Annotated in this window: 16 protein-coding genes; 10 read left to right on the forward strand and 6 right to left on the reverse strand. The window is 52.3% G+C overall.

Annotation, left to right across the window (positions count from 1 at the left end; translation table 11 throughout):
• Positions 1 to 3: 3 nt before the first annotated feature.
• The 4 genes from ACKQAD_RS02570 to rbsK are packed head-to-tail and all read right to left on the reverse strand — an operon-like array spanning position 4 to position 3,654.
• Positions 4 to 447: a tripartite tricarboxylate transporter TctB family protein gene (locus tag ACKQAD_RS02570; RefSeq protein ID WP_409158702.1), complete on the reverse strand. Its 444-nt coding sequence runs from the start codon at positions 445 to 447 to the stop codon at positions 4 to 6.
• Positions 448 to 481: 34 nt separating this feature from the next.
• Positions 482 to 1,429: a tripartite tricarboxylate transporter substrate binding protein gene (locus tag ACKQAD_RS02575; protein ID WP_409158703.1), complete on the reverse strand. Its 948-nt coding sequence runs from the start codon at positions 1,427 to 1,429 to the stop codon at positions 482 to 484.
• Between the two features lie 40 nt (positions 1,430 to 1,469).
• Complete coding sequence (locus ACKQAD_RS02580) at positions 1,470 to 2,399, reverse strand: dihydrodipicolinate synthase family protein (RefSeq protein ID WP_409158704.1); 930 nt, start codon at positions 2,397 to 2,399, stop codon at positions 1,470 to 1,472.
• Positions 2,400 to 2,442: 43 nt separating this feature from the next.
• Positions 2,443 to 3,654, reverse strand: a complete 1,212-nt coding sequence (gene rbsK / locus ACKQAD_RS02585) for a ribokinase (protein WP_409158705.1) — start codon at positions 3,652 to 3,654, stop codon at positions 2,443 to 2,445.
• A 297-nt stretch (positions 3,655 to 3,951) separates the two neighbouring features.
• On the opposite strand from rbsK, the gene glpG reads away from it, so the two are divergent.
• The 4 genes from glpG to malQ are packed head-to-tail and all read left to right on the forward strand — an operon-like array spanning position 3,952 to position 10,215.
• Entirely contained in the window at positions 3,952 to 4,785 is an 834-nt protein-coding gene (gene glpG / locus ACKQAD_RS02590; protein WP_409158706.1) for a rhomboid family intramembrane serine protease GlpG, read from the forward strand.
• Positions 4,786 to 4,809: 24 nt separating this feature from the next.
• The gene (locus ACKQAD_RS02595; protein ID WP_005969330.1) at positions 4,810 to 5,568 is read left to right on the forward strand and encodes a DeoR/GlpR family transcriptional regulator; all 759 of its coding nucleotides are present in this window, start codon (positions 4,810 to 4,812) and stop codon (positions 5,566 to 5,568) included.
• 42 nt (positions 5,569 to 5,610) lie between these two features.
• Entirely contained in the window at positions 5,611 to 8,133 is a 2,523-nt protein-coding gene (gene malP / locus ACKQAD_RS02600) for a maltodextrin phosphorylase (protein ID WP_409158707.1), read from the forward strand.
• A 12-nt stretch (positions 8,134 to 8,145) separates the two neighbouring features.
• Complete coding sequence (malQ, locus tag ACKQAD_RS02605) at positions 8,146 to 10,215, forward strand: 4-alpha-glucanotransferase (protein WP_409158708.1); 2,070 nt, start codon at positions 8,146 to 8,148, stop codon at positions 10,213 to 10,215.
• An 80-nt stretch (positions 10,216 to 10,295) separates the two neighbouring features.
• Here malQ and nfuA read toward each other — a convergent pair whose 3' ends face one another.
• Both nfuA and gntX read right to left on the reverse strand, forming a co-directional pair.
• On the reverse strand, positions 10,296 to 10,871 hold the full coding sequence (gene nfuA / locus ACKQAD_RS02610) for a Fe-S biogenesis protein NfuA (RefSeq protein WP_180743298.1): 576 nt from the start codon (positions 10,869 to 10,871) through the stop codon (positions 10,296 to 10,298).
• Positions 10,872 to 10,931: 60 nt separating this feature from the next.
• Positions 10,932 to 11,633 carry a DNA utilization protein GntX gene (gntX, locus tag ACKQAD_RS02615; protein WP_409158709.1) on the reverse strand — a complete coding sequence of 234 codons (702 nt, stop codon included), beginning with the start codon at positions 11,631 to 11,633 and terminating at the stop codon, positions 10,932 to 10,934.
• A gap of 42 nt (positions 11,634 to 11,675) precedes the next feature.
• Here gntX and bioH point away from each other — a divergent pair, with 42 nt between their 5' ends.
• The 6 genes from bioH (at position 11,676) to acrD (ending at position 20,434) form a co-directional block, all read left to right on the forward strand.
• Entirely contained in the window at positions 11,676 to 12,455 is a 780-nt protein-coding gene (gene bioH, locus ACKQAD_RS02620) for a pimeloyl-ACP methyl ester esterase BioH (protein ID WP_409158710.1), read from the forward strand.
• Positions 12,456 to 12,605: 150 nt separating this feature from the next.
• Positions 12,606 to 13,334, forward strand: a complete 729-nt coding sequence (locus ACKQAD_RS02625) for a GntR family transcriptional regulator (RefSeq protein ID WP_409158711.1) — start codon at positions 12,606 to 12,608, stop codon at positions 13,332 to 13,334.
• A gap of 259 nt (positions 13,335 to 13,593) precedes the next feature.
• Complete coding sequence (locus tag ACKQAD_RS02630; protein ID WP_409158803.1) at positions 13,594 to 14,571, forward strand: SIS domain-containing protein; 978 nt, start codon at positions 13,594 to 13,596, stop codon at positions 14,569 to 14,571.
• A gap of 182 nt (positions 14,572 to 14,753) precedes the next feature.
• Entirely contained in the window at positions 14,754 to 15,605 is an 852-nt protein-coding gene (locus tag ACKQAD_RS02635) for a fructoselysine 6-kinase (RefSeq protein WP_409158712.1), read from the forward strand.
• A gap of 133 nt (positions 15,606 to 15,738) precedes the next feature.
• Positions 15,739 to 17,055, forward strand: coding sequence for an anaerobic C4-dicarboxylate transporter family protein (locus ACKQAD_RS02640; protein ID WP_409158713.1), 1,317 nt, complete (start codon positions 15,739 to 15,741; stop codon positions 17,053 to 17,055).
• Between the two features lie 265 nt (positions 17,056 to 17,320).
• Entirely contained in the window at positions 17,321 to 20,434 is a 3,114-nt protein-coding gene (acrD, locus tag ACKQAD_RS02645; protein WP_409158714.1) for a multidrug efflux RND transporter permease AcrD, read from the forward strand.
• Positions 20,435 to 20,444 lie beyond the last annotated feature (10 nt).

Raw genomic sequence — 20,444 nt, forward strand, 5'->3', positions numbered from 1 at the left:
TCCTTAAAAGAGAATACCAGCAGGGAGCGGCACCAGTAATACTTTGGAAAACAGGTAGTAAGTACTAGCCGAAAGCATCACCGCCGCAACAGCGGAGAGGATCCTGTGTTGAGGAATAAAAAAGATGAATAGCCCGGCCATAATGAGACTGGTTGTTAAGATGAATCCTATTAAATCAACGGTATAGATATAAAAAATTACCGTGCATGCCACTAACGCTACGCTCAGGATGTCACGACGCGCCGTATCGGACGAGGAAACGCCCGCTTTTAATCGCTCGGTGATGAAATCCAGTAATGCAAGTAGCGCAATAAGCATACCGGTAATGGCTGGCATAAATCCTGCGCCAAACGTGGCGACGTCACCGAGCTCAATGAAGGCATAGGCGAAGACGCTAAGGCCAAATAGCAGGAAAAGTAGAGGGAGCAATAATTGTCGTTTCTGCATATTGTTCAGGTGCCATTTTCATGACACCTGCCTGTTATTTAGCTTCAGAAAGCAGGCTACCAAACTGGGCATCTTCGTCTTTCATGAACTGATAGAGCGCATCGCCGTACAGTTCACTCACTTCAAAACCCTGATTATTTGCGAATTTTTGGAGTTCGCCCCCTTCATACACTTTCTTCATTGCCGCCGTTAGTTTTTCGCTAATGTCTGCTGGCAAACCCTTCGGTGCAGAAAGCACGTTCCACGTAGTCAATGACCAGTCATAAGGCGTGACCTCATTGAATACGGGGATTGCCGCATACAACGCGGAGGCTTGATCGGACATGATCGCAAGATGGCGCACCATGCCTGCATCAACCATACTTTTGGCTTCGCCAGGCGATGAGGTGACGAAATCAACGCCGCCGGATACCAGTTCCTGAAGGGCGGCGCTCGCCCCCTGCGATGGAATAAAGCGAACCGCAGTTTCCGGTAAGTTGGCACTTTTTAACATGCCGAGGGTGTTCAAATGCCAAACGGATTTCAATCCACTGCCGGAGGCGCGCAGCTTGCCGGGCTGTTGTTTTATCGCGTCGATCAGTTGATTGGCATCTTGATACGGGGAATCTTTTGCGACCTGCAAGCCACCATAAATCACGGCCAGACGGCTGATTGGCGTGTAGTCCTCGTAGCTCAGCTTCGTCATTTTTTGGTGGTGCATCATCGCGATTTCTACGGTTACTACCCCTAGCGTATAGCCATCGGGTTTGGCGCGGTGGATAGCGTCGTGGCCTACTACGCCGCTACCGCCGGTGCGATTGACGACATTAACATTCACGCCTAGCTCTTTTTGCAGGCCTTGAGCAACCAGGCGCGCCACGGTATCTGTATTTCCACCCGCGCCCCAGGGCACGATAATTGTAATCGGTTTCTCCGGCCAGGCCGCAAAAGCGGAGCAGGAGAGGAAGAACGTACTTAATGCCATTAACCGGATGCATTTCATTATTATTGCTTCCTTTTATAGAGGTATAGGTAAAAGGCGGTTAGTTAATCTGGTTTATTTTGTTGTTGTAATGTGCGGTGCCCGTGCGGATTTGCTCAAGGATCACAGCCAATCCCCAATGTTTTTCCAGCACATCATCTTTATTGACCCGGCAGTGGGCACTGCTGAAGGTTCCCTGGTGTTGGTGATAAATTTTGGCGTTCTTGGGATAGCCCAATGTTTCTGTCACGGCGGCAAGTGAGAGGAATGTCGCAAGTTCCTGCGCCAATTCAGGATCGCGGGCATGGTGATGGTATAACCAGTGATAAAGTTCGGGATGGAAATTGGTAAACACGCCGCTAAAGCCTTTAGAGCCGGATTTCATTGCTTCAAAGGCGATAGCGGCGTTGGCATTGATGATATTCAACGGCGTGCCAGCCGTTAACGCCACGCGCCGCATGACGGTAGGCAAATCGCAGCTAACGTCCTTCAACACGACAAAACGGTTGGTTTGGGCGCAGTAATTCAGTTCTTCATCGCTCAGCAGTCGACGGTAAGGTGCCGGACATTCATATAGCCCCAGAGGTATAGCGGGCGAAAGCGCCGTGAGCAGGCGGTTCAGCGTAGCGTAAAATATCTCACTACCTTGATGGTGTGGGTCAAGGTGATTGGTGACCAGTACCAGAGCGTCAATACCGGTTTCCGACATCGCGCGTAGTTCATGAATCTGCTCCTCAACATCATCACTGATGTGGCCTGATGCAATGACAGGCACCCGACCATCGACTTTGTCGACGACAAAGCGAGCCAGAGCCACACGTTCCGGCAGGCTAAGGAATAACATTTCACTCGACTGACAGACGGCAAACAGTGCATCAACGCCTTTATCCAGATACCACTCAATAAGTTTTTCCAGACCGGGGTAATCAATACTGTTGTTGTCGGTAAACGGGGTCAGCATGACTGGTACAATGCCGTCGATCTCTTTCATGATTTACTCCTGACCGGATGGTTTTTTTGAATGTAATGTGTCATTAACGCTGTGCTAGCCGCGCTTTGACTTGACGGTGTTCTGGCATGTTCGCCGCGCCTTCGCGTTCTACGGCCAGCGATGCAAAAGCAGAGGCATAGGTCGCAGCCTGAACGAGACTTTGTCCATTGGCGATGGCGGCGGCGAGGGCACCGTTAAATGCATCACCCGCCCCTGTGGTATCAATACTGAGCGCGGGAAAGGCGGGAATATGCTGAAACTGTTGGTTGTCCAGCAATAGCGCGCCACACGCCCCCATTGTCACGATGACGCACCGTGCGCCACGTTCGGCGATCTTCAGTGCCGCTGTTTTTGCGCTATCCAGGTCGTGAATCTCTATCCCAGACAGGAGTGAAGCCTCCGTTTCGTTCGGGGTAATCACATCGATATAATCCAGATAAGGCAGGATGTCATCGGAATAAGGTGCGGGATTGAGGATGACCTTCTTACCCAGCACGCGAGCCAATTTCATGGCGTTTACGGTTGCGGAGAAATTGTTCTCCAACTGAAGGAGCAGGACATCCGCATGGGTCAGCTCCGGTGTGATGGCTGCAACTTCGTCTTCATTAATCGTTTGATTAGCACCGGGATGAATCGCAATCATGTTCTCCCCATTTTGCTGAGAGACATAAATAATGGCGTTGCCCGTAGGCTCCGTTTCAGATTGATAAAGCGTAAAAGACAGGATTTCAGAGGACGCAAGATGGTCGTAGGCAAACTGACTGAATTGATCTTTGCCGACTTTGGAAACGAAATGGACACGCGATCCCGCCCGGCTGGCCGCCATCGCCTGATTTGCCCCTTTTCCACCGGGGCCTAATGTACTGCCTTGCGCCATGAGCGACTCGCCGCCTTTTGGAAAGCGGGCAACCTTGGCGACAATATCGATGTTAAACGATCCCAGAATACACACCTTGCCGTTCATCCTGCTTCCTTTGTTTCTGCTAGCCTGTGGATGGCGCTGTCTGGCCAGACGTTTGAGCAGCACTTCAAAATTTTCGCCGTTGGTAGTGATAAGCTCGGACTGTAAGCTACGGCGAGTCACAATGGCGCCGCCATGACAACGTTGAATCAGGTTCATATTTGACAGGGCGTTTAAGTCGCTACGAATGGTTTCACGAGTGACGGCGAACTCTTTCGCCAGAAACTCAACGCTCACCCGTCCGTGTCTGTCCAGATGGGTCAGGATTCGATTTCGCCTTTCTTCAAGAAACATACGCTCCCTCCCAATGTCTCTACCGGAGAGTAAAATAGGTGTGCTGATTAAAAAGTGACTAATGTCATGAGAAACAAGTTGAAACGGAAGTAAACAAAAATAAATTATTATGTTATCAATGTGATATTGGAAAACGCTTTTGTTGTTATGTGTGACGTAAATCCCGCCGTAAATGAGAAGGGGGAATGCGCAGTAAACGGTGATTGACAGCAAGATGTGTTATTTTTACGCGCAATCAGTTCACGATACGGTGAGCAATCTATACGTAGAACAATCCATTACGGTGAATAATTCATTATGACAATCCGCGTTATTGCTCTCTCCAACCCACGTCTGGCTCAGGCATTTGTTGATTACATGCGTACGCAGCAGGTGCATCTGGAAATGCGGCCCCAAGGGTATGAAGCTGAACTGTGGCTGGAGGATGAAACCCAATTGAGCAAGGTTCAGGAAGCGCTGGAGATTTTCCTGCTCGACCCGACAAACCCGCGCTATCTGGCGGCCAGTTGGCAAACGGGATCGATGGATACCGGTATTCAATACCAACGTTATTCTTACCTGCAAACGCTGAAACAAAAGGCGGGACCGCTGACGTTATCCGTGATGGTCGTAACGATCGCGGTGTTTGTCCTGATGCAGATTTCAGGCTATGAGAGCGTGCTGACGTGGCTGGCGTTCCCAGCGGAAGGACAGCAGCTACAGCTGTGGCGCTGGTTCAGTCATGCTTTGTTGCACTTTTCCCTGCTGCACATTTTGTTCAATCTGATGTGGTGGTGGTATCTGGGTGGGCCGGTTGAAAAAGCGTTGGGAACCGGCAAACTGCTGGTCATCACGCTGGTTTCCGCGCTGGTCAGCGGCTGGGCGCAGTCTTGGTTCAGCGGCACCTACTTTGGCGGTCTGTCTGGCGTCGTTTATGCCCTGATGGGCTATGTCTGGCTGCGTGGGGAAAGGGAGCCTGATGGCTACTTATCGATGCCGCGCAGTTTGATGGTCTTCGCTTTACTGTGGCTGGTCGCCGGATATTTCGATATTTTAGGCATGTCGATCGCGAATGCGGCGCATGTGGCTGGGCTGGTTGTCGGGCTATTGATGGCCTTTTGGGACACGTATAATAAAACAAACCCCCGATAAATCGGGGCGTCTTAGGGGATAAATGTGAAGCAGACACAACGGCATGACGCCATTATTGAACTGGTGCGTCGGCAGGGGTATGTCAGTACTGAAGAGCTGGTGGATCATTTTGCGGTGAGCCCGCAGACCATCCGTCGCGATCTGAACGATCTGGCCGAGCAGAATAAAATTCATCGCCACCACGGCGGTGCGGCCTTGCCGTCCAGTTCAGTGAATACGGCCTACCATGACCGTAAAATGATGTGGTCGGACGAAAAAGCGCGCATTGCCCGTCGGGTGGCGAGCCAGATTCCTGACGGCGCCACCTTGTTTATCGATATCGGCACCACGCCTGAAGCAGTGGCCTATGCGCTCATGCAGCATAAGGATCTGCGCGTGGTCACCAACAACCTGAATGTGGCAACGCTGCTGACGGCAAAAGAGGATTTTCGTCTGATTCTGGCCGGTGGCGAAGTGCGTACCCGCGATGGCGGTATTATGGGCGAGGCGACGCTGGATTTTATCTCTCAGTTCCGTCTTGATTTTGGCATTTTGGGTATCAGCGGTATTGACATGGATGGGTCATTACTGGAGTTTGATTACCATGAAGTGCGCACAAAACGGGCGATTATTGAAAATTCTCGCTGCGTCATGCTAGTGACGGATCATTCCAAGTTTGGCCGTAATGCGATGGTGAATTTGGGCAACATGGATTTGATCGACTATCTTTTTACCGATCAGTCACCACCGCCCAGCGTACTGAAAATCATTGAACAACATAAGGTACAGTTGGAGTTGTGTTGAGCCCGATGTGCCTTTTCCATGACGGAGAACGGAGGAGGCACGATGTCAGATTCTTCAAGAAAGTCGGGTTCTATAAAGCGATCAGGCTCGTCAACACGTTCGGCGGCTGCAAGAAAGCCAGAGGCTTTAGCGCAGCCTGTTTCCTCCGCCCATCCCCCCATTGCCTTTGATGCATCAGAATTTGCCGCCGCGCTGCGCCGTCAACAGTGGCTCGGTGGCGTTGCGTCGCTTAACGCGATGACGCTGGTGCAGTGCTGGCGTGCCGTCAGCCTTGCGCTGTCTGAACAACTGCTGATGCATATCGCGTCGCCAACGCCGTCCACTACCAATACGCCTCAGCGCCATGTGAACTACCTGTCGATGGAGTTTTTGCCTGGTCGTCTGACGGGCAACAACCTACTGAATCTGGGATGGTATGACGCGGTGGCCGCTGTGCTGACGGAGCAGGGGCTGAACCTGAGCGATATTCTTGAGCAGGAAACCGATCCAGGTTTAGGCAACGGTGGATTAGGTCGGCTCGCGTCCTGCTTTCTGGATTCAATGGCGACGATAGGGCAGCCTGCAACGGGGTACGGCCTCAACTATCAGTATGGCCTGTTCCGTCAGCACTTTGCGCAAGAAAAGCAGCAGGAAACTGCCGATGACTGGCAGCGTGACGCCTATCCGTGGTTTGTGCCGCGCCCGGAACTGGCGGTGGATGTCGGGTTCGGCGGGCGTCTGCAACCCCAGACGGACGGGACGCTGCGCTGGCTGCCGGATACCGTTTTCAGAGGCGAGGCCTGTGACTTACCGGTGATTGGCTATCATAACGGCACTGCGCAGCCGCTGCGTCTGTGGCGCGCGACGCATCGCGATCCGTTTGATTTGACATTATTCAACGAAGGACATTATCTGCGTGCGGCACAGGCGGGCATTTCCGCCGCCAGCCTGACCAGCGTGCTGTACCCGAATGACAATCATGCGGCGGGCAAGCGCCTGCGCCTGATGCAGCAGTATTTCCACTGTGCCTGTTCGGTGGCTGACATTCTGCGCTGCCATCTTAAGGCGGGGCGCGCGCTGTCCACGCTGCCGGATTACGAAGTCATCCAGCTTAATGATACCCACCCGACGCTGGCGATTCCTGAACTGATGCGGCTGTTGCTGGACGAACATCAGCTGTCATGGGATGAGGCCTGGTCGATAACCGGACGCACCTTTGCCTACACCAACCACACGCTGATGCCGGAAGCGCTTGAACGCTGGGATGAGCGGCTGTTTGGCCGCTTGCTGCCTCGCCACCTGTCGATCGTCCGGCAAATTGATACGCAGTTTAAGGCGCAGGTTGAAGATAAGTGGCCCGGCGATCGGCAGGTGTGGGCGAAGCTCGCTATCCGTCACCAGCGTCAGATTCGCATGGCAAACCTGTGCGTCGTGAGCTGCTTTGCGGTCAACGGCGTGGCGGCGCTGCACTCGGCGCTGGTGGTGAAAGATCTGTTCCCTGAATACCATCATCTGTGGCCGACCAAATTCCATAACGTCACCAACGGCATTACGCCACGCCGCTGGCTAAAACAGTGTAACCCGGCGCTGTCCGCGCTGATCGACGACACGCTGCACACGCCGTGGGTGAATGATTTGCCCGCGCTGAAAGGGCTGGAACCCTATGCTGACGATGCGGGCTTTCGTGAGCGTTATCGACAAATCAAAGCTGATAATAAAACGCAACTGGCAATCTACCTGCGCCAGCAGTACGACATCGTGATCGATCCGCAGGCGTTGTTTGATGTGCAAATCAAGCGATTGCATGAATACAAACGACAGCATTTAAATCTGCTTCATATTCTCGCGCTATATCGTCAATTGCGTGACAATCCGCATCTGGATATAGTGCCGCACGTCTTTTTGTTCGGTGCCAAAGCGGCACCGGGCTATGTATTAGCGAAAAACATCATTTACGCCATTAACCGGGTCGCTGCGGTCATTAATCAGGATCGCCGTGTTAACGATCGCCTGAAGGTCGTCTTCCCGCCGGACTATCGTGTATCGCTGGCGGAACGGATGATTCTTGCTGCGGATGTGTCTGAGCAGATTTCAACGGCAGGCAAAGAGGCGTCCGGCACGGGTAATATGAAGCTGGCGCTGAACGGTGCGCTGACCGTCGGCACGTTGGACGGAGCGAATGTGGAAATGGCGCAGCAGGTGGGTGAAGACAATCTGTTCATTTTCGGTCACACCGTTGAACAGGTAAAAGCGTTACAGGCGCAGGGCTATGAGCCGTCTGGCTACCTTGCCTCGACGCCGCTGCTGCGTGAAGTGCTGAATGAGCTGGCGAGCGGCGTGTTCAGTCAGGGGGATAAAAGCGCGTTTGCCCCGCTGTTGGATAGCCTGCTGAAGCTGGGCGATCCCTATATGTTAATGGCCGATTTTGCACCGTACTGCGAGGTGCAACAGCGTGTTGATGCGCTTTACCGTGAGCCGGATGAATGGACGCGCCGCTGTGTGCTGAATACCGCCAAAATGGGGATGTTCAGTTCGGATCGGGCGATCCATGATTACCAGACGCGCATTTGGCAGGCGCATCGTTAGGAAAAGGAGAGGGTGTTCAAGGTGGATAAACTGGCAAGCCAGCAGACAGGCGTCGCGGAAAACTATACTGATGCCTATGGCAAAGAGCACATTGTTGCGGCCGCAATCAGAAACCAGATTCAGGCAATGATGGACGTTTCTGATAGCGGCAATGCGCCCTTGCCGCCTGTTCGTGTCTTTTTGCAAGGGCGGAATGCGGCCATCGAGCTTGCTGGTCACGGTGAATTCCTCTGGACGCTGATGTATGAAAACGGCGGTCAAATTCAAGGGCAGATAACGGGCGGCTCAACGCTGGCCTTGCCGGGCGTGCTGCCGCTAGGTTACCACTACCTGACGCTGACGCAGGCTGACCAGCGCTGGAGCTGCCGGATTATTGTCGCGCCGCACCGCTGCTATGAACCTGAAGCCTTACAGCAGGGAAAACGCTGGTGGGGCGTTACCGTCCAGCTTTACACCTTACGTTCGCAGAACAATTGGGGCGTCGGGGACTTTGGTGACCTGCGCCAACTGGTGGAGCAGATTGCCCGGCGCGGCGGCGCTTTTGTAGGCTTGAACCCACTGCACTCGCTGTATCCCGCACTGCCAGAAGCCGCAAGCCCTTACAGTCCTTCCTCCCGACACTGGTTGAACATTATTTATATCGATGTGAATCGTATTGATGATTTTCAGCAGAGCGAGGAGGCGCAGGCATGGTGGCACCGTGAGGAGACACAAAGCGCGGTTGCTTCGCTGCGAGCGGGGCGCTGGGTCGATTATGAGCCTGTGACGGCCCTTAAACTGACCGCCTTACGGTTGGCTTTCCGCTACTTTACGACCCGCAGCGCGCTGGATCCGCGTATTAGCGCCTTTCGCCAGTTTGTCGTTAGCGGCGGGCAGAGCCTCCAACTTCAGGCGACGTTTGATGCATTACAGGCCTACCTGAAAAAGCAGGGTGAGAACTATGCGGACTGGCACCAATGGCCTGCCAATTACCATGACGTGCACAGTGAAACCGTGAAGTTATTCCGCCGCGAAAACAGCGATGAGATTACATTCTACAGTTGGCTGCAATGGGTGGCGCATGAGCAACTCGCGGAGTGCTACGCGCACAGTAAACAGCTTGGCCTGCCGCTCGGTCTGTATCGTGATTTGGCCGTAGGGGTCGCACAGGGCGGTGCGGAAACCTGGGACGAACGACAGCTCTATTGCCTTGATGCCTCTATCGGCGCACCACCGGATCCGCTTGGGCCACAGGGACAAGACTGGCAGCTTGCACCGATGAATCCCACCATGATGCAGCTTCGTGGCTATCAACCGTTTATCGACGTCCTGCGCAGCAACATGGCGCACTGTGGTGCGTTGCGACTCGATCACGTGATGGCACTCTTGCGCCTGTGGTGGATACCCAAGGCGGCGTCGGCGGGTAGCGGCGCTTATGTGCATTATCCGGTCGACGATCTGCTGGCGGTGTTGGCGCTGGAAAGCCAGCGCCATCGCTGCCTGATTATCGGTGAGGATTTAGGCACCGTGCCGCCGGAAATTGTCAGCAAACTGCATGACTACGGTATCTATTCTTACAAGGTGCTGTTCTTTGAAAAAGATGAGGAGAATCACTTCCGCGCACCGGAAGACTACCCGCGTCAGGCCATGACAACCATTACGACGCACGATCTCCCAACGCTGCGTGGCTACTGGCAAACCGTGGATTTATCGCTGGGGCGGGAGTTGGGACTGTACCCGACGGAAGCGCTACTGCAAGAGCAGATGCTGCAGCGTGAAAAAGCGAAACAGGGCTTGCTCAACGCATTGCACGAATTCGGGCTATTGCCGCAGCGCGTTGGTCGTAACTCGGCACTGACGACGATGGGCGCGCCGTTGAGCCGCGGTGTTCATCGTTATGTCGCCGATAGTGCAAGTGCGCTGGTTGGATTTCAACTGGAAGACTGGCTGGATATGGCCACGCCGGTCAATGTGCCGGGTACTGACCGTGAATACCCCAACTGGCGGCGCAAGCTCACACGCCCGCTGGAATCCATCTTCGCCGATCGCTGCCTTGAACGACTGATTCGGGATATGGATTTACGTCGCGGCGCCCCGATGTAAGTGCAGAAAGCCTAAAGCGAAACGAAAAGTCTTCCTCCCCAGAGTCGGGGAGGAAGAAGAATAATCAGCAGGGGAGAGGATTAATAGTAGGAGTGTTCGCCGCGCTGGTGCTCGGTGAGATCTCTCACGCCTTTCAGCTCAGGGAATTTTTCCAGCAACTCTTTCTCGATCCCTTCTTTCAGCGTGTAGTCGACCATAGAACAGCCGTTACAGCCGCCGCCAAATTGCAGAATCGCCATACCGTCATCGGTAATTTCCATCAGCGTCACGCGACCGCCGTGGCCTGCCAACTGTGGGTTGATCTGCGATTGCAGCACATACTCAACGCGTTCCATCAGCGGGGCGCTGTCGTCTACCTTACGCATTTTGGCGTTTGGGGCTTTCAGCGTGAGCTGAGAACCTAATTGATCGGTGACGAAGTCGATTTCAGCGTCTTCCAGATAAGGTGCGCTGAGTTCATCCACGTAAGCGGAAATTTTTTCAAATTTCAGTTCGGTATCGCTGGCTTCTACCGCATCCGGTGGGCAGTAAGAAACGCCACATTCGGCGTTTGGCGTACCTGGATTGATAACAAATACGCGAATCTGTGTGCCTTCTTCCTGTTTTGCCAACAGTTTCAGGAAATGCTCCTGAGCAGCATCGGTAATACGGATCATAATAGTAAGCTCAATAGTTGACTGCACTTATCGGTTATAATACGCCCATCCTCCCCCCGACTACAAGGTTCGGCACAAACACCAGACTTGAACGCCTGCTGCGCCTTGAGCCAGCAACAGCCTGCTGATTTCAGCGGCGGTACTGCCCGTGGTGACCACATCATCCAGTAAAACCACCTGTTGTCCGGACAGCGAGATATCACAGGAAAACACACCCCGCAGGTTTTGCTGCCGCGCGCTGGCGCTGAGCGTTTGCTGTAGCGGCGTGCGTCGGGTGCGTTGTAATGTGCAAGGATCGTAAGCACAGGCTAACCAGCGGGCGAGAGGACGAGCGAGCAATTCGGTCTGGTTGAAGCCACGATGCCACTGTCGGTTTCGGTGCAGGGGAACGGTGAACAGGCGATCGGGTCGCAACAGGGGAATCTGTCCGGTGAGTTTCCGCTCGCGGTAGGTCATCTGCCAGCGCAACAGCAACTGCCGGGCGAGCACCATTGCTAGCTCGGTTTTGCCGTGGAACTTGAAATGCTTAAGCAACGTATTGAACGGCGGCGCGTAGTCGCTGATAAAGATGAGCGATTGCCAGGGCGGCGGGTTTTGCAGGCAGCGCCCGCACTGGCGCATTGTGTCGCCGGAGGGCAAACCACAACGTGGGCAGCAGGCGGGTAAACGCGGCAAATGGCGCTGGCAGTACGAGCAAATTCCCTGCCGGCTACGATGAAGCGGTAATAAACATAGCCAGCAACGGGCGGTGATGGTTAACATATTTTTCCCTGAAAATGTTTTTCCCTGAGGAGAAGATAACGGATGACAGCGTTGTATTGGCAGACCGAAGGCGCAGGAAACACGGATCTTGTGTTGCTGCACGGATGGGGATTGAATGCGCAGGTATGGCAGAACATTGTTGCGCGACTCGCCCCGCATTTTCGTCTGCATTTGGTCGATCTGCCGGGCTATGGCAGAAGCCAGGGATTTGGGCCGATGTCGCTGAGTGACATGGCGGACCGCGTGCTGGTGCAGGCACCGGAACGTGCCGTCTGGCTAGGGTGGTCGCTGGGTGGATTGGTTGCCAGCCAGATTGCGTTGCGCGCACCTTCGCAGGTGGAAAAGCTGATTACCGTGGCATCGTCCCCCTGTTTTAGCGCACAGGACAACTGGCCGGGGATCAAGCCGGACGTATTGCAGGGATTTCAGCAGCAGCTTAGCGAAGATTTCCAGCGTACGGTCGAGCGGTTTCTGGCGTTGCAAACGCTGGGGACGGACAGTGCACGGCAGGATGCGCGTTTACTGAAAAGTGTGGTGCTGGAACAACCGATGCCTTCCGTTGAGGTGCTCAATGGCGGATTGGATATTCTTCGTCAGGCTGATTTGCGTCAGTCGCTCGCCGCGCTGACACAACCCTTCCTGAGAGTGTATGGCGCATTGGATGGTCTGGTACCGCGCAAGGTGGCGAGCCTGTTGGATCAACAATGGCCTGACTCATCATCGCTGGTGATTCCCAAGGCGGCACATGCGCCGTTTATTTCTCATCCGGACGCATTTGTTGAAGCTATTATGGCGTTTTCGCAACGAACGATATCAGCCTGATGAAGTCGTCAGGGAAGAAAACAGGCTGGACGATGGGTTATTTAACGCCTTTGTTATATAATGTTATGCTTAACATGCGGACAGATTATGGATACGTCGCTGTAAAGCGCGTGTTGTATGGGCGTACAGCGTAATGCCTGATAAAAAAGGATGGTCAATATCGTGGCGAAACTGGATACCGACAGTGCACTGCCCTTGTATAAGCAGTTAGAACAGAAGATCAAATCAGCGATTTTGGATGGTGAGTTTAAAGCCGGACAGAAAATCCCCACGGAACTGGAACTCAGCCAGAATTATCAGGTCAGCCGCATTACCGTTCGCAAGGCGTTGGAAGCGTTAACGCGAGATCATTTGCTCACGCGAATTTCCGGCAAAGGAACCTTTGTCTCGGCGGAAAAATTTCAACGTGATATGTCCGGAATCGTCAGCTTTTCGGAGCTTTGTCGCTCGCAAGGGCGTCGACCGGGAGCCCGGACGATTAAATCCGTCATTGAAATGCCAACAACAGAGGTTCGCGATGCACTGGAACTGGCCGACGATGACCGTATTATCACGTTGGAGCGTATTCGCTACGCCGATGATATTCCGGTTTCACTGGAAATCGCCCGTTTTCCCGAAACGTTTTCCTTCCTGTTGACGGAAGAGCTTAACCAACAGTCGTTGTATCAAATTCTGAAGGAAAAATATGATATCTATTTTACCCGCTCAGCCAAGGTTATTGAGCTGGTATACGCGAGCTACGACGTTGCCCATTATCTGGCGATACCGACAGGGTATCCGCTAATCTCTATTACCAGTCGTATTATTGATAATCACGGTAAGGCTTCTTGCTCATCCACCCAGCTTATTGTGGGCGATAAAATCCGTTTCTTTGTCTAATACTCCTCAGCGTTGCCGCTCCATCTGTTCTTCACTGCTAATAACCGCCCGCGGCGGTTTTTTTGTCGCCTCCATTCCGCAGGTGGATTAACTCCCCGTCGTTAATGCGGGAAAAGTGATCTGCTCCATAGTTTTTTTGCATGTAGCGAACGATTTGTTGAATGATATGTATTGTAATGTTATATGTAATTTATAGTTCATTTTGATACATTTTTTAACGTGTGAACTGAGTATCCAAGCACAAGCGCTATTGAGAGGAATCATGAGCATAAAAGAGATTGTAACGGGCATTATTGCAGACAAGGCAGACGTCGGCGGGATTAAGCATGTTTACTACGCGGCCTGTGGTGGCTCCTATGCAGCGTTTTATCCGGTAAAAAGCCTTTTGGAAACAGAAGGCAAAGACATTTCTGTCGGGCTATACAACAGTAGTGAATTCGTCAATAACCCGCCTGCTGCGTTAGGTGAAAACGCGGTATTGATTGTTGCATCACATAAAGGCAATACGCCAGAAACCATTAAAGCCGCAGAATTGGCGCAGAGTCGTGGGGTTCCGGTTATTGGTTTAACGTGGCTCACTGATTCTCCGCTGGTGGCGTTTTGCGATCACGTGGTGACTTATAGCTTTGGTGACGATAAAGATATTGCTGAAGAAAAAACCATAAAAGCATTGTTAACCGGTGTTGAGATTCTCAACCAGACGGAAGGCTATGCCCATTACGATAAGTTCCTGGACGCGGCAGGTAAGATCGACAAAATCGTTAAACAGGCTTGTATTCACGTTGAAAAACGCGCACAGGCTTTTGCTGAAGAATATAAAGACGACCCGGTGATTTATACGATGGGTAGTGGTGCGAGCTATGGTTCAGCTTATCTGCAAAGCATTTGTATTTTCATGGAAATGCAATGGATTCATTCTGCTTGTCTGCATAGCGGTGAGTTTTTCCATGGGCCATTTGAGATTACTGATGCCAACACGCCATTCTTTATTCAACTTTCTGAAGGGAAAACCAGAGCGCTGGATGAACGTGCGCTGACATTCCTTAAAAAATATGGCAAGCGTATTGAAGTGATTGATGCAAAAGAGTTAGGTATTTCTACTCTTGATGTCTCGGTTGTCGATTATTTTAACCACTCTTTATTTAATAACGTTTATCCGGTATACAATCGTGCATTGGCAGCGATTCGTCAACATCCGCTAACAACACGTCGCTATATGTGGAAAGTTGATTACTGATAAACGAATGATATTGTTTTTATAAAAACGATACCCCAGATTATTCTAATAAAATTGATGTGTCATTTTTGTATGAAAGGGTATTTCAGCAGGGATGCTGCTCCTTTTCTGTCGGTGGATCGTTATTGTCTTAATAAAATGAGATACCGTTATTTACCCTGAGAAAGACGGCGGGAAAATAAATGAAATACAGAGTCATTGGTATTGGCGATAATGTTGTTGATAAATATTTACACACTGGGTTGATGTACCCAGGTGGAAATACGCTAAATTTTTCCGTTTATGCCAAACAATTGGGATTAGACAGCGCATTCATGGGGGTATTTGGTGACGATGAACCTGCCAGGCACGTGCAAGACACGCTACATCATCTTGGTATTGATACGCAACGATGCCGCCATTATTCAGGGGAGAATGGCTATGCCTGCATTGACCTGATCGACGGTGAAAGAACTTTTCTCCACAGTAATAAAGGTGGTGTGCTGCGTGAACATCCACTTGTTTTTGAATCTGCTGATTTAGACTATATCTCAGGGTTTAATTTGGTTCATGTAAGTTTGAATAGCTATTTGGAAAACCAATTAGAGATCATTAAACAACAAGGTGTCCTGTTATCATTCGATTTCTCTATGCGTGGTACGGATGATTACTTCAGGCAAGTGTGTCCTTTTATCGATTATGGTTTTGTTTCCTGTAGTCATTTATCAGAAAAGGAAACAAAAAATAAATTAAATATGCTGTTTGATTATGGTTGTAATACTGTGGTTGCAACGCGTGGCCATGAAGGCGTTTACCATTATGATGGCGATGAAATGACTTTTTATCGGCCTGATTATATCAAGCCTGTTGATACGTTAGGCGCAGGCGATTCTTTTCTTACTGGCTTTTTAGTCTCTTTCTTGTTTTCTGATGAACAGTTTAAAGGCACTAAAAAAGAAAAGATATTAACGGCAATAGAGAAAGGCAACCAGTTAGCAGGGAAAACATTGCGATACTTCGGGGCATTCGGTTATGGAAAGTCATTCAAAGAATAAGTAAATCTTATTTAGAAGCCGAATAATTATCCGAAATTCATTTTGACATTATACCCTAAATAATTCGATTTGCAGCCAACTCACATGCAACTTGAAGTATGGCGGGATATTAAAATAAAAGTTGGGGTGATATATGTTTTGGACAGAATTGTGTTTCATTATATTAGCTCTGATGTACGGTGCCAGAATCGGTGGCGTTTTTTTGGGAATGATCGGCGGTTTAGGCGTTGGTGTACTGGTCTTCCTGTTCCAGCTATCGCCGTCTTCACCTCCCGTCGATGTGATGTTGATTATTCTTTCTGTCGTGCTGGCAGCATCGTCACTCCAGGCTGCGGGGGGATTGGATTTTCTCGTTTCGGTCGCTGAACGATTGCTCAGACGGCATCCGAAATACATTACAATACTCGCGCCATTTGTATCCTACCTTTTTACCTTTATGTCTGGCACCGGCCATGTCGTTTACAGCCTGTTACCGGTGATTTCTGAGGTTGCTCGTGATTCAGGTATCCGGCCTGAGCGGCCCTTGTCCATCTCGGTGATTGCGTCACAGCAGGCGATAACGGCGTGTCCGATTTCTGCGGCCATGGCAGCAATGATCGGCTTCATGATGCCGTTAGACATCAGTATTTCCTCCATCATGCTGGTCTGTGTACCTGCGACACTTATTGGTGTGGCAGCAGGGGCGCTATCAACGTTTTCCATGGGGAAAGAACTGGCCGATGATCCGGAATATCAACGTCGGGTAAAAGAAGGATTGATTCAGGGCACCGAACAGCGGAAAGCGCGTACTCCCGCGACCTGGCGAGTGAAGCTGTCTGTCCTGCTGTTTTTGTTAGGTGCGGTAGTGATTGTGCTGCTCGGCGTTTTTCCGTCCCTGAGGCCGATGGTTGAAACCGCAAAAGGTCCACAGTTGTTATCCATGTCATATACGATTCAGATAACCATGTTGTCGTTCGCTTGTCTGATCGTTTTATTTTGCCGTCCGTCCATTGACCAGATTTTGAGCGGGACGGTATTCAAGGCTGGTGCGTTGGCGATTGTGTGTGCCTTCGGTCTGGCGTGGATGAGCGACACGTTTGTGAGTGGAAATTTACCCTTCATTAAAGCCGGTGTGCAGTCCATCTTGCAGGAACATATCTGGTTAATTGCGGTAATGATGTTTTTTGTTTCCGCGATGGTCAGCAGTCAGGCGGCAACGACGATGATCTTATTACCATTAGGGATCGCGTTGGGTTTGCCCGCTTACGCGCTCATCGGTGCATGGCCTGCGGTAAATGGTTATTTCTTCATTCCTGTCGCCGGGCAATGTCTGGCTGCGCTGGCATTCGATACGACGGGGACGACCCGCATTGGTAAATATGTGCTGAACCATAGCTTTATGCGTCCGGGATTGGTCAGTGTCGTGGTCTCGGTAGTGGTGGGGCTGATGATTGCAAAGATGGTGCTGTAATCGTTACCTGAAAAATGCTGTTTTCACGTTGTTAAGACAATATCAATCAGGAATGGACACGCAGGCTGTGTCCATTCCCTCGCTAGATGTTCACCGATACGCAAAGACGATAATTTACATTTTCTCCTCAATTTCTCCACGATTTCGACAGTTTACGCAGGTAAGGTAATTTGCCACCCTGTGGTAATGATTGAGTCTGCCGATAGTTTACATAGTCTGTGTCGGGGGTTACCCCTTCGAAATACGGTTGAGGAGTCTGAAAGCGATGGCGGGTTTTTTTATCGATCGCCCGATTTTTGCGTGGGTGCTGGCTATCCTTCTCAGCCTGTGCGGTATGTTAGCCATCAAGTCATTACCGCTGGAACAGTATCCCGATCTGGCACCGCCCAGTGTGCGGATCACGGCGAGCTACCCCGGTGCATCGGCGCAAACCCTGGAAAATACCGTCACACAGGTTATTGAGCAGAGCATGACCGGGTTGGATAATCTGATGTACATGTCCTCAGACAGCAGCAATACCGGGCAAGCCCGCATCATGCTGACCTTCGAGGCGGGTACTGACCCCGATGAAGCTCGCCAGCAGGTGCAAAACCAGCTTCAGTCCGCTACCCGCAGGCTGCCACAGGAAGTCCAGCAGCAGGGCGTGACCGTGAGTAAAACGGGCGATACCAATATCCTAATGGTCGCGTTTGTCTCTACCGATGGCAGCATGGACAAACAGGACATCGCCGATTATGTCGCGACCAATATTCAGGAGCCGATCAGCCGTATTAGCGGGGTCGGTGAGGTCGATTCCTACGGATCGCAGTATGCGATGCGTATCTGGCTTGATCCGGCCAAACTGATGGATTATGCGCTGACGACCAGTGATGTGGTGCGGGCTATCGAATCGCAGAACAGTCAGGTCTCGGTAGGGCAGGTCGGCGGCGTACCGTCGGTGGATAATCAGGCGCTTAACGCCGCGATCAACGCGCAATCGCTGTTACAGACGCCACAGCAGTTCCGTGATATCACGCTGCGCGTCAATCAGGACGGCTCCGCCGTGACGCTTGGCAATGTCGCGGAAGTGGAGCTCGGTGCCGAACGCTACGATTTTCTCAGTCGCTTCAACGGTCAGGCTGCCTCCGGCCTGGGGGTGAAGCTGGCGTCCGGCGCGAACGAGCTGGAAACCGATAAGCGCGTCAGAGAACGAATCGAGGAACTGTCACGCTATTTTCCACACGGCCTGGAAGCCAACATCGCTTTCGAAACCTCCCCCTTTGTTAAAGCCTCTATCACCGACGTGGTGAAAACCCTGTTTGAAGCGGTGCTGCTGGTCTTTCTGGTGATGTACCTGTTCTTGCAGAATTTCCGTGCCACGCTGATTCCCACGATTGCGGTGCCGGTGGTGTTGCTCGGCACGTTTGCTGTGCTGTACGCCTGTGGGTTCAGCCTGAATACCCTGACGATGTTCGCGATGGTGCTGGCGATTGGTCTGCTGGTGGACGATGCCATTGTGGTGGTGGAAAACGTCGAACGGGTGATGAGTGAGGAGGGGCTTTCGCCACGGGAGGCGACACGTAAATCGATGGGACAGGTGCAAGGCGCGCTGGTCGGGATTGCGCTGGTGCTGTCTGCCGTGTTTGTGCCGATGGCCTTCTTTGGTGGTACTACAGGGGCGATTTACCGTCAGTTTTCCATCACGATTGTGACGTCAATGATTCTGTCTGTGCTGGTGGCGATGATTCTGACGCCCGCGCTGTGTGCGACATTGCTTAAGCCACTTGCTAAAGGGCAGCATCACGGCCGCAAAGGGTTCTTCGGCTGGTTTAACCGGAGTTTTACCCGCACGTCGCTGAAGTATGAGCGTGGCGTCGGCAAGATAGTGATCAGCAGCGGGCGCTGGCTACTGTTGTATATGGGCATCATCGGGATTATGGCTTTCCTGTTCTTCCGACTGCCGACCTCGTTTTTGCCACAGGAAGATCGGGGCGTATTCACGACACAAGTGCAGCTACCGCCGGGATCGACGCAGCAGCAGACCTTACAGGTGGTCCACAAGATCGAGCAGTACTATCTCACGCAGGAAAAAGACACCGTGACGTCCGTGTTTTCCACCATTGGCTCGGGGCCGGGGGGAAACGGGCAAAACGTGGCGCGACTGTTTATACGTCTTAAAGACTGGAGCGAACGCACCACACCGGAGAGCAGTTCGTTTGCGGTGATCGAACGCGCGACCAAAGCCTTTCACGACATCAAGGAGGCGCGCGTGTTTGCCAGCAGTCCGCCGTCAATTAACGGGCTGGGGAGTGCGGCGGGTTTTGCCATGCGGTTACAGGATCGCGCTGGACTGGGACACGATGGGCTGATGGCGGCGCGGGATCAGCTGTTAAATATGGCCGACAGTAACCCCGAACTGACGCGCGTGCGCCACAACGGTCTGGACGACAGCCCGCAACTGCGGATTCATATCGAACAGCGCAAAGCACAGGCGCTGGGCGTGTCGGTGGATGACATCAACAGCACGTTGAAAACGGGCTGGGGCTCGACCTATGTGAATGATTTCCTTGATCGTGGCCGCGTGAAGAAGGTCTACGTTCAGGCGGCGGCAAAGTTCCGTATGCTGCCGGACGACATCAGCAAATGGTATGTGCGCAACAACAGCGGCGGCATGGTGCCGTTCAGTGCCTTTGCGCAAACCGACTGGGAAAGCGGTTCGCCGCGTCTTGAGCGTTACAACGGCTATTCTTCGCTGGAAATCGTCGGTGAAGCGATGCCGGGCGTCAGTACCGGTACCGCCATGACGATCATGGAATCGCTGGTGGCGAAGCTGCCGGAAGGCTTTGGCGTAGAGTGGACGGGGATGTCGTTGCAGGAGCGGCTGAGCGGAGCGCAGGCTCCAGCGCTGTATGCCGTTTCGCTGCTGGTGGTGTTTCTGTGTCTGGCAGCGCTGTATGAAAGCTGGACGGTGCCGTTCTCCGTCATGCTGGTCGTGCCGATGGGCGTGCTGGGGGCGCTGCTAGCCACCTGGGCGCGCGGTCTGGAAAATGATGTCTATTTTCAGGTTGGATTACTGACGGTGGTCGGGCTATCGGCGAAGAACGCCATTTTGATTGTGGAGTTCGCTAACGAGATGAACCAAAAAGGCAAGGATCTGGTTGAGGCCACGCTGGAGGCCTCCCGTCAGCGATTACGGCCGATATTGATGACGTCACTGGCGTTTATTTTCGGCGTTCTGCCGATGGCGACCAGCAGCGGCGCGGGCTCGGCCAGCCAGCATGCCGTGGGAACGGGGGTGATTGGCGGTATGCTGGCCGCCACTTTCCTCGCCATCTTCTTTGTGCCGCTGTTCTTTGTCGTCGTGCGGCGTCGCTTTCCGTTAAAAGAGAAGCCAGAGTAGGTTAGATATA

This window comes from Pectobacterium artocarpous, from assembly GCF_046159765.1.
Lineage (GTDB): Bacteria > Pseudomonadota > Gammaproteobacteria > Enterobacterales > Enterobacteriaceae > Pectobacterium.

Bases quoted from the DNA above. Each gene is read 5' to 3' on its own strand.
- ACKQAD_RS02635 (WP_409158712.1), top strand. From the start codon at position 14,754: ATGAAATACAGAGTCATTGGTATTGGCGATAATGTTGTTGATAAATAT.
- rbsK (WP_409158705.1), bottom strand. From the start codon at position 3,654: ATGTTTCTTGAAGAAAGGCGAAATCGAATCCTGACCCATCTGGACAGA.
- ACKQAD_RS02625 (WP_409158711.1), top strand. From the start codon at position 12,606: ATGGTCAATATCGTGGCGAAACTGGATACCGACAGTGCACTGCCCTTG.
- acrD (WP_409158714.1), top strand. From the start codon at position 17,321: ATGGCGGGTTTTTTTATCGATCGCCCGATTTTTGCGTGGGTGCTGGCT.
- gntX (WP_409158709.1), bottom strand. From the start codon at position 11,633: ATGTTAACCATCACCGCCCGTTGCTGGCTATGTTTATTACCGCTTCAT.
- ACKQAD_RS02575 (WP_409158703.1), bottom strand. From the start codon at position 1,429: ATGAAATGCATCCGGTTAATGGCATTAAGTACGTTCTTCCTCTCCTGC.
- bioH (WP_409158710.1), top strand. From the start codon at position 11,676: ATGACAGCGTTGTATTGGCAGACCGAAGGCGCAGGAAACACGGATCTT.
- ACKQAD_RS02570 (WP_409158702.1), bottom strand. From the start codon at position 447: ATGCAGAAACGACAATTATTGCTCCCTCTACTTTTCCTGCTATTTGGC.
- malP (WP_409158707.1), top strand. From the start codon at position 5,611: ATGTCAGATTCTTCAAGAAAGTCGGGTTCTATAAAGCGATCAGGCTCG.
- nfuA (WP_180743298.1), bottom strand. From the start codon at position 10,871: ATGATCCGTATTACCGATGCTGCTCAGGAGCATTTCCTGAAACTGTTG.
- ACKQAD_RS02580 (WP_409158704.1), bottom strand. From the start codon at position 2,399: ATGAAAGAGATCGACGGCATTGTACCAGTCATGCTGACCCCGTTTACC.
- glpG (WP_409158706.1), top strand. From the start codon at position 3,952: ATGACAATCCGCGTTATTGCTCTCTCCAACCCACGTCTGGCTCAGGCA.
- ACKQAD_RS02640 (WP_409158713.1), top strand. From the start codon at position 15,739: ATGTTTTGGACAGAATTGTGTTTCATTATATTAGCTCTGATGTACGGT.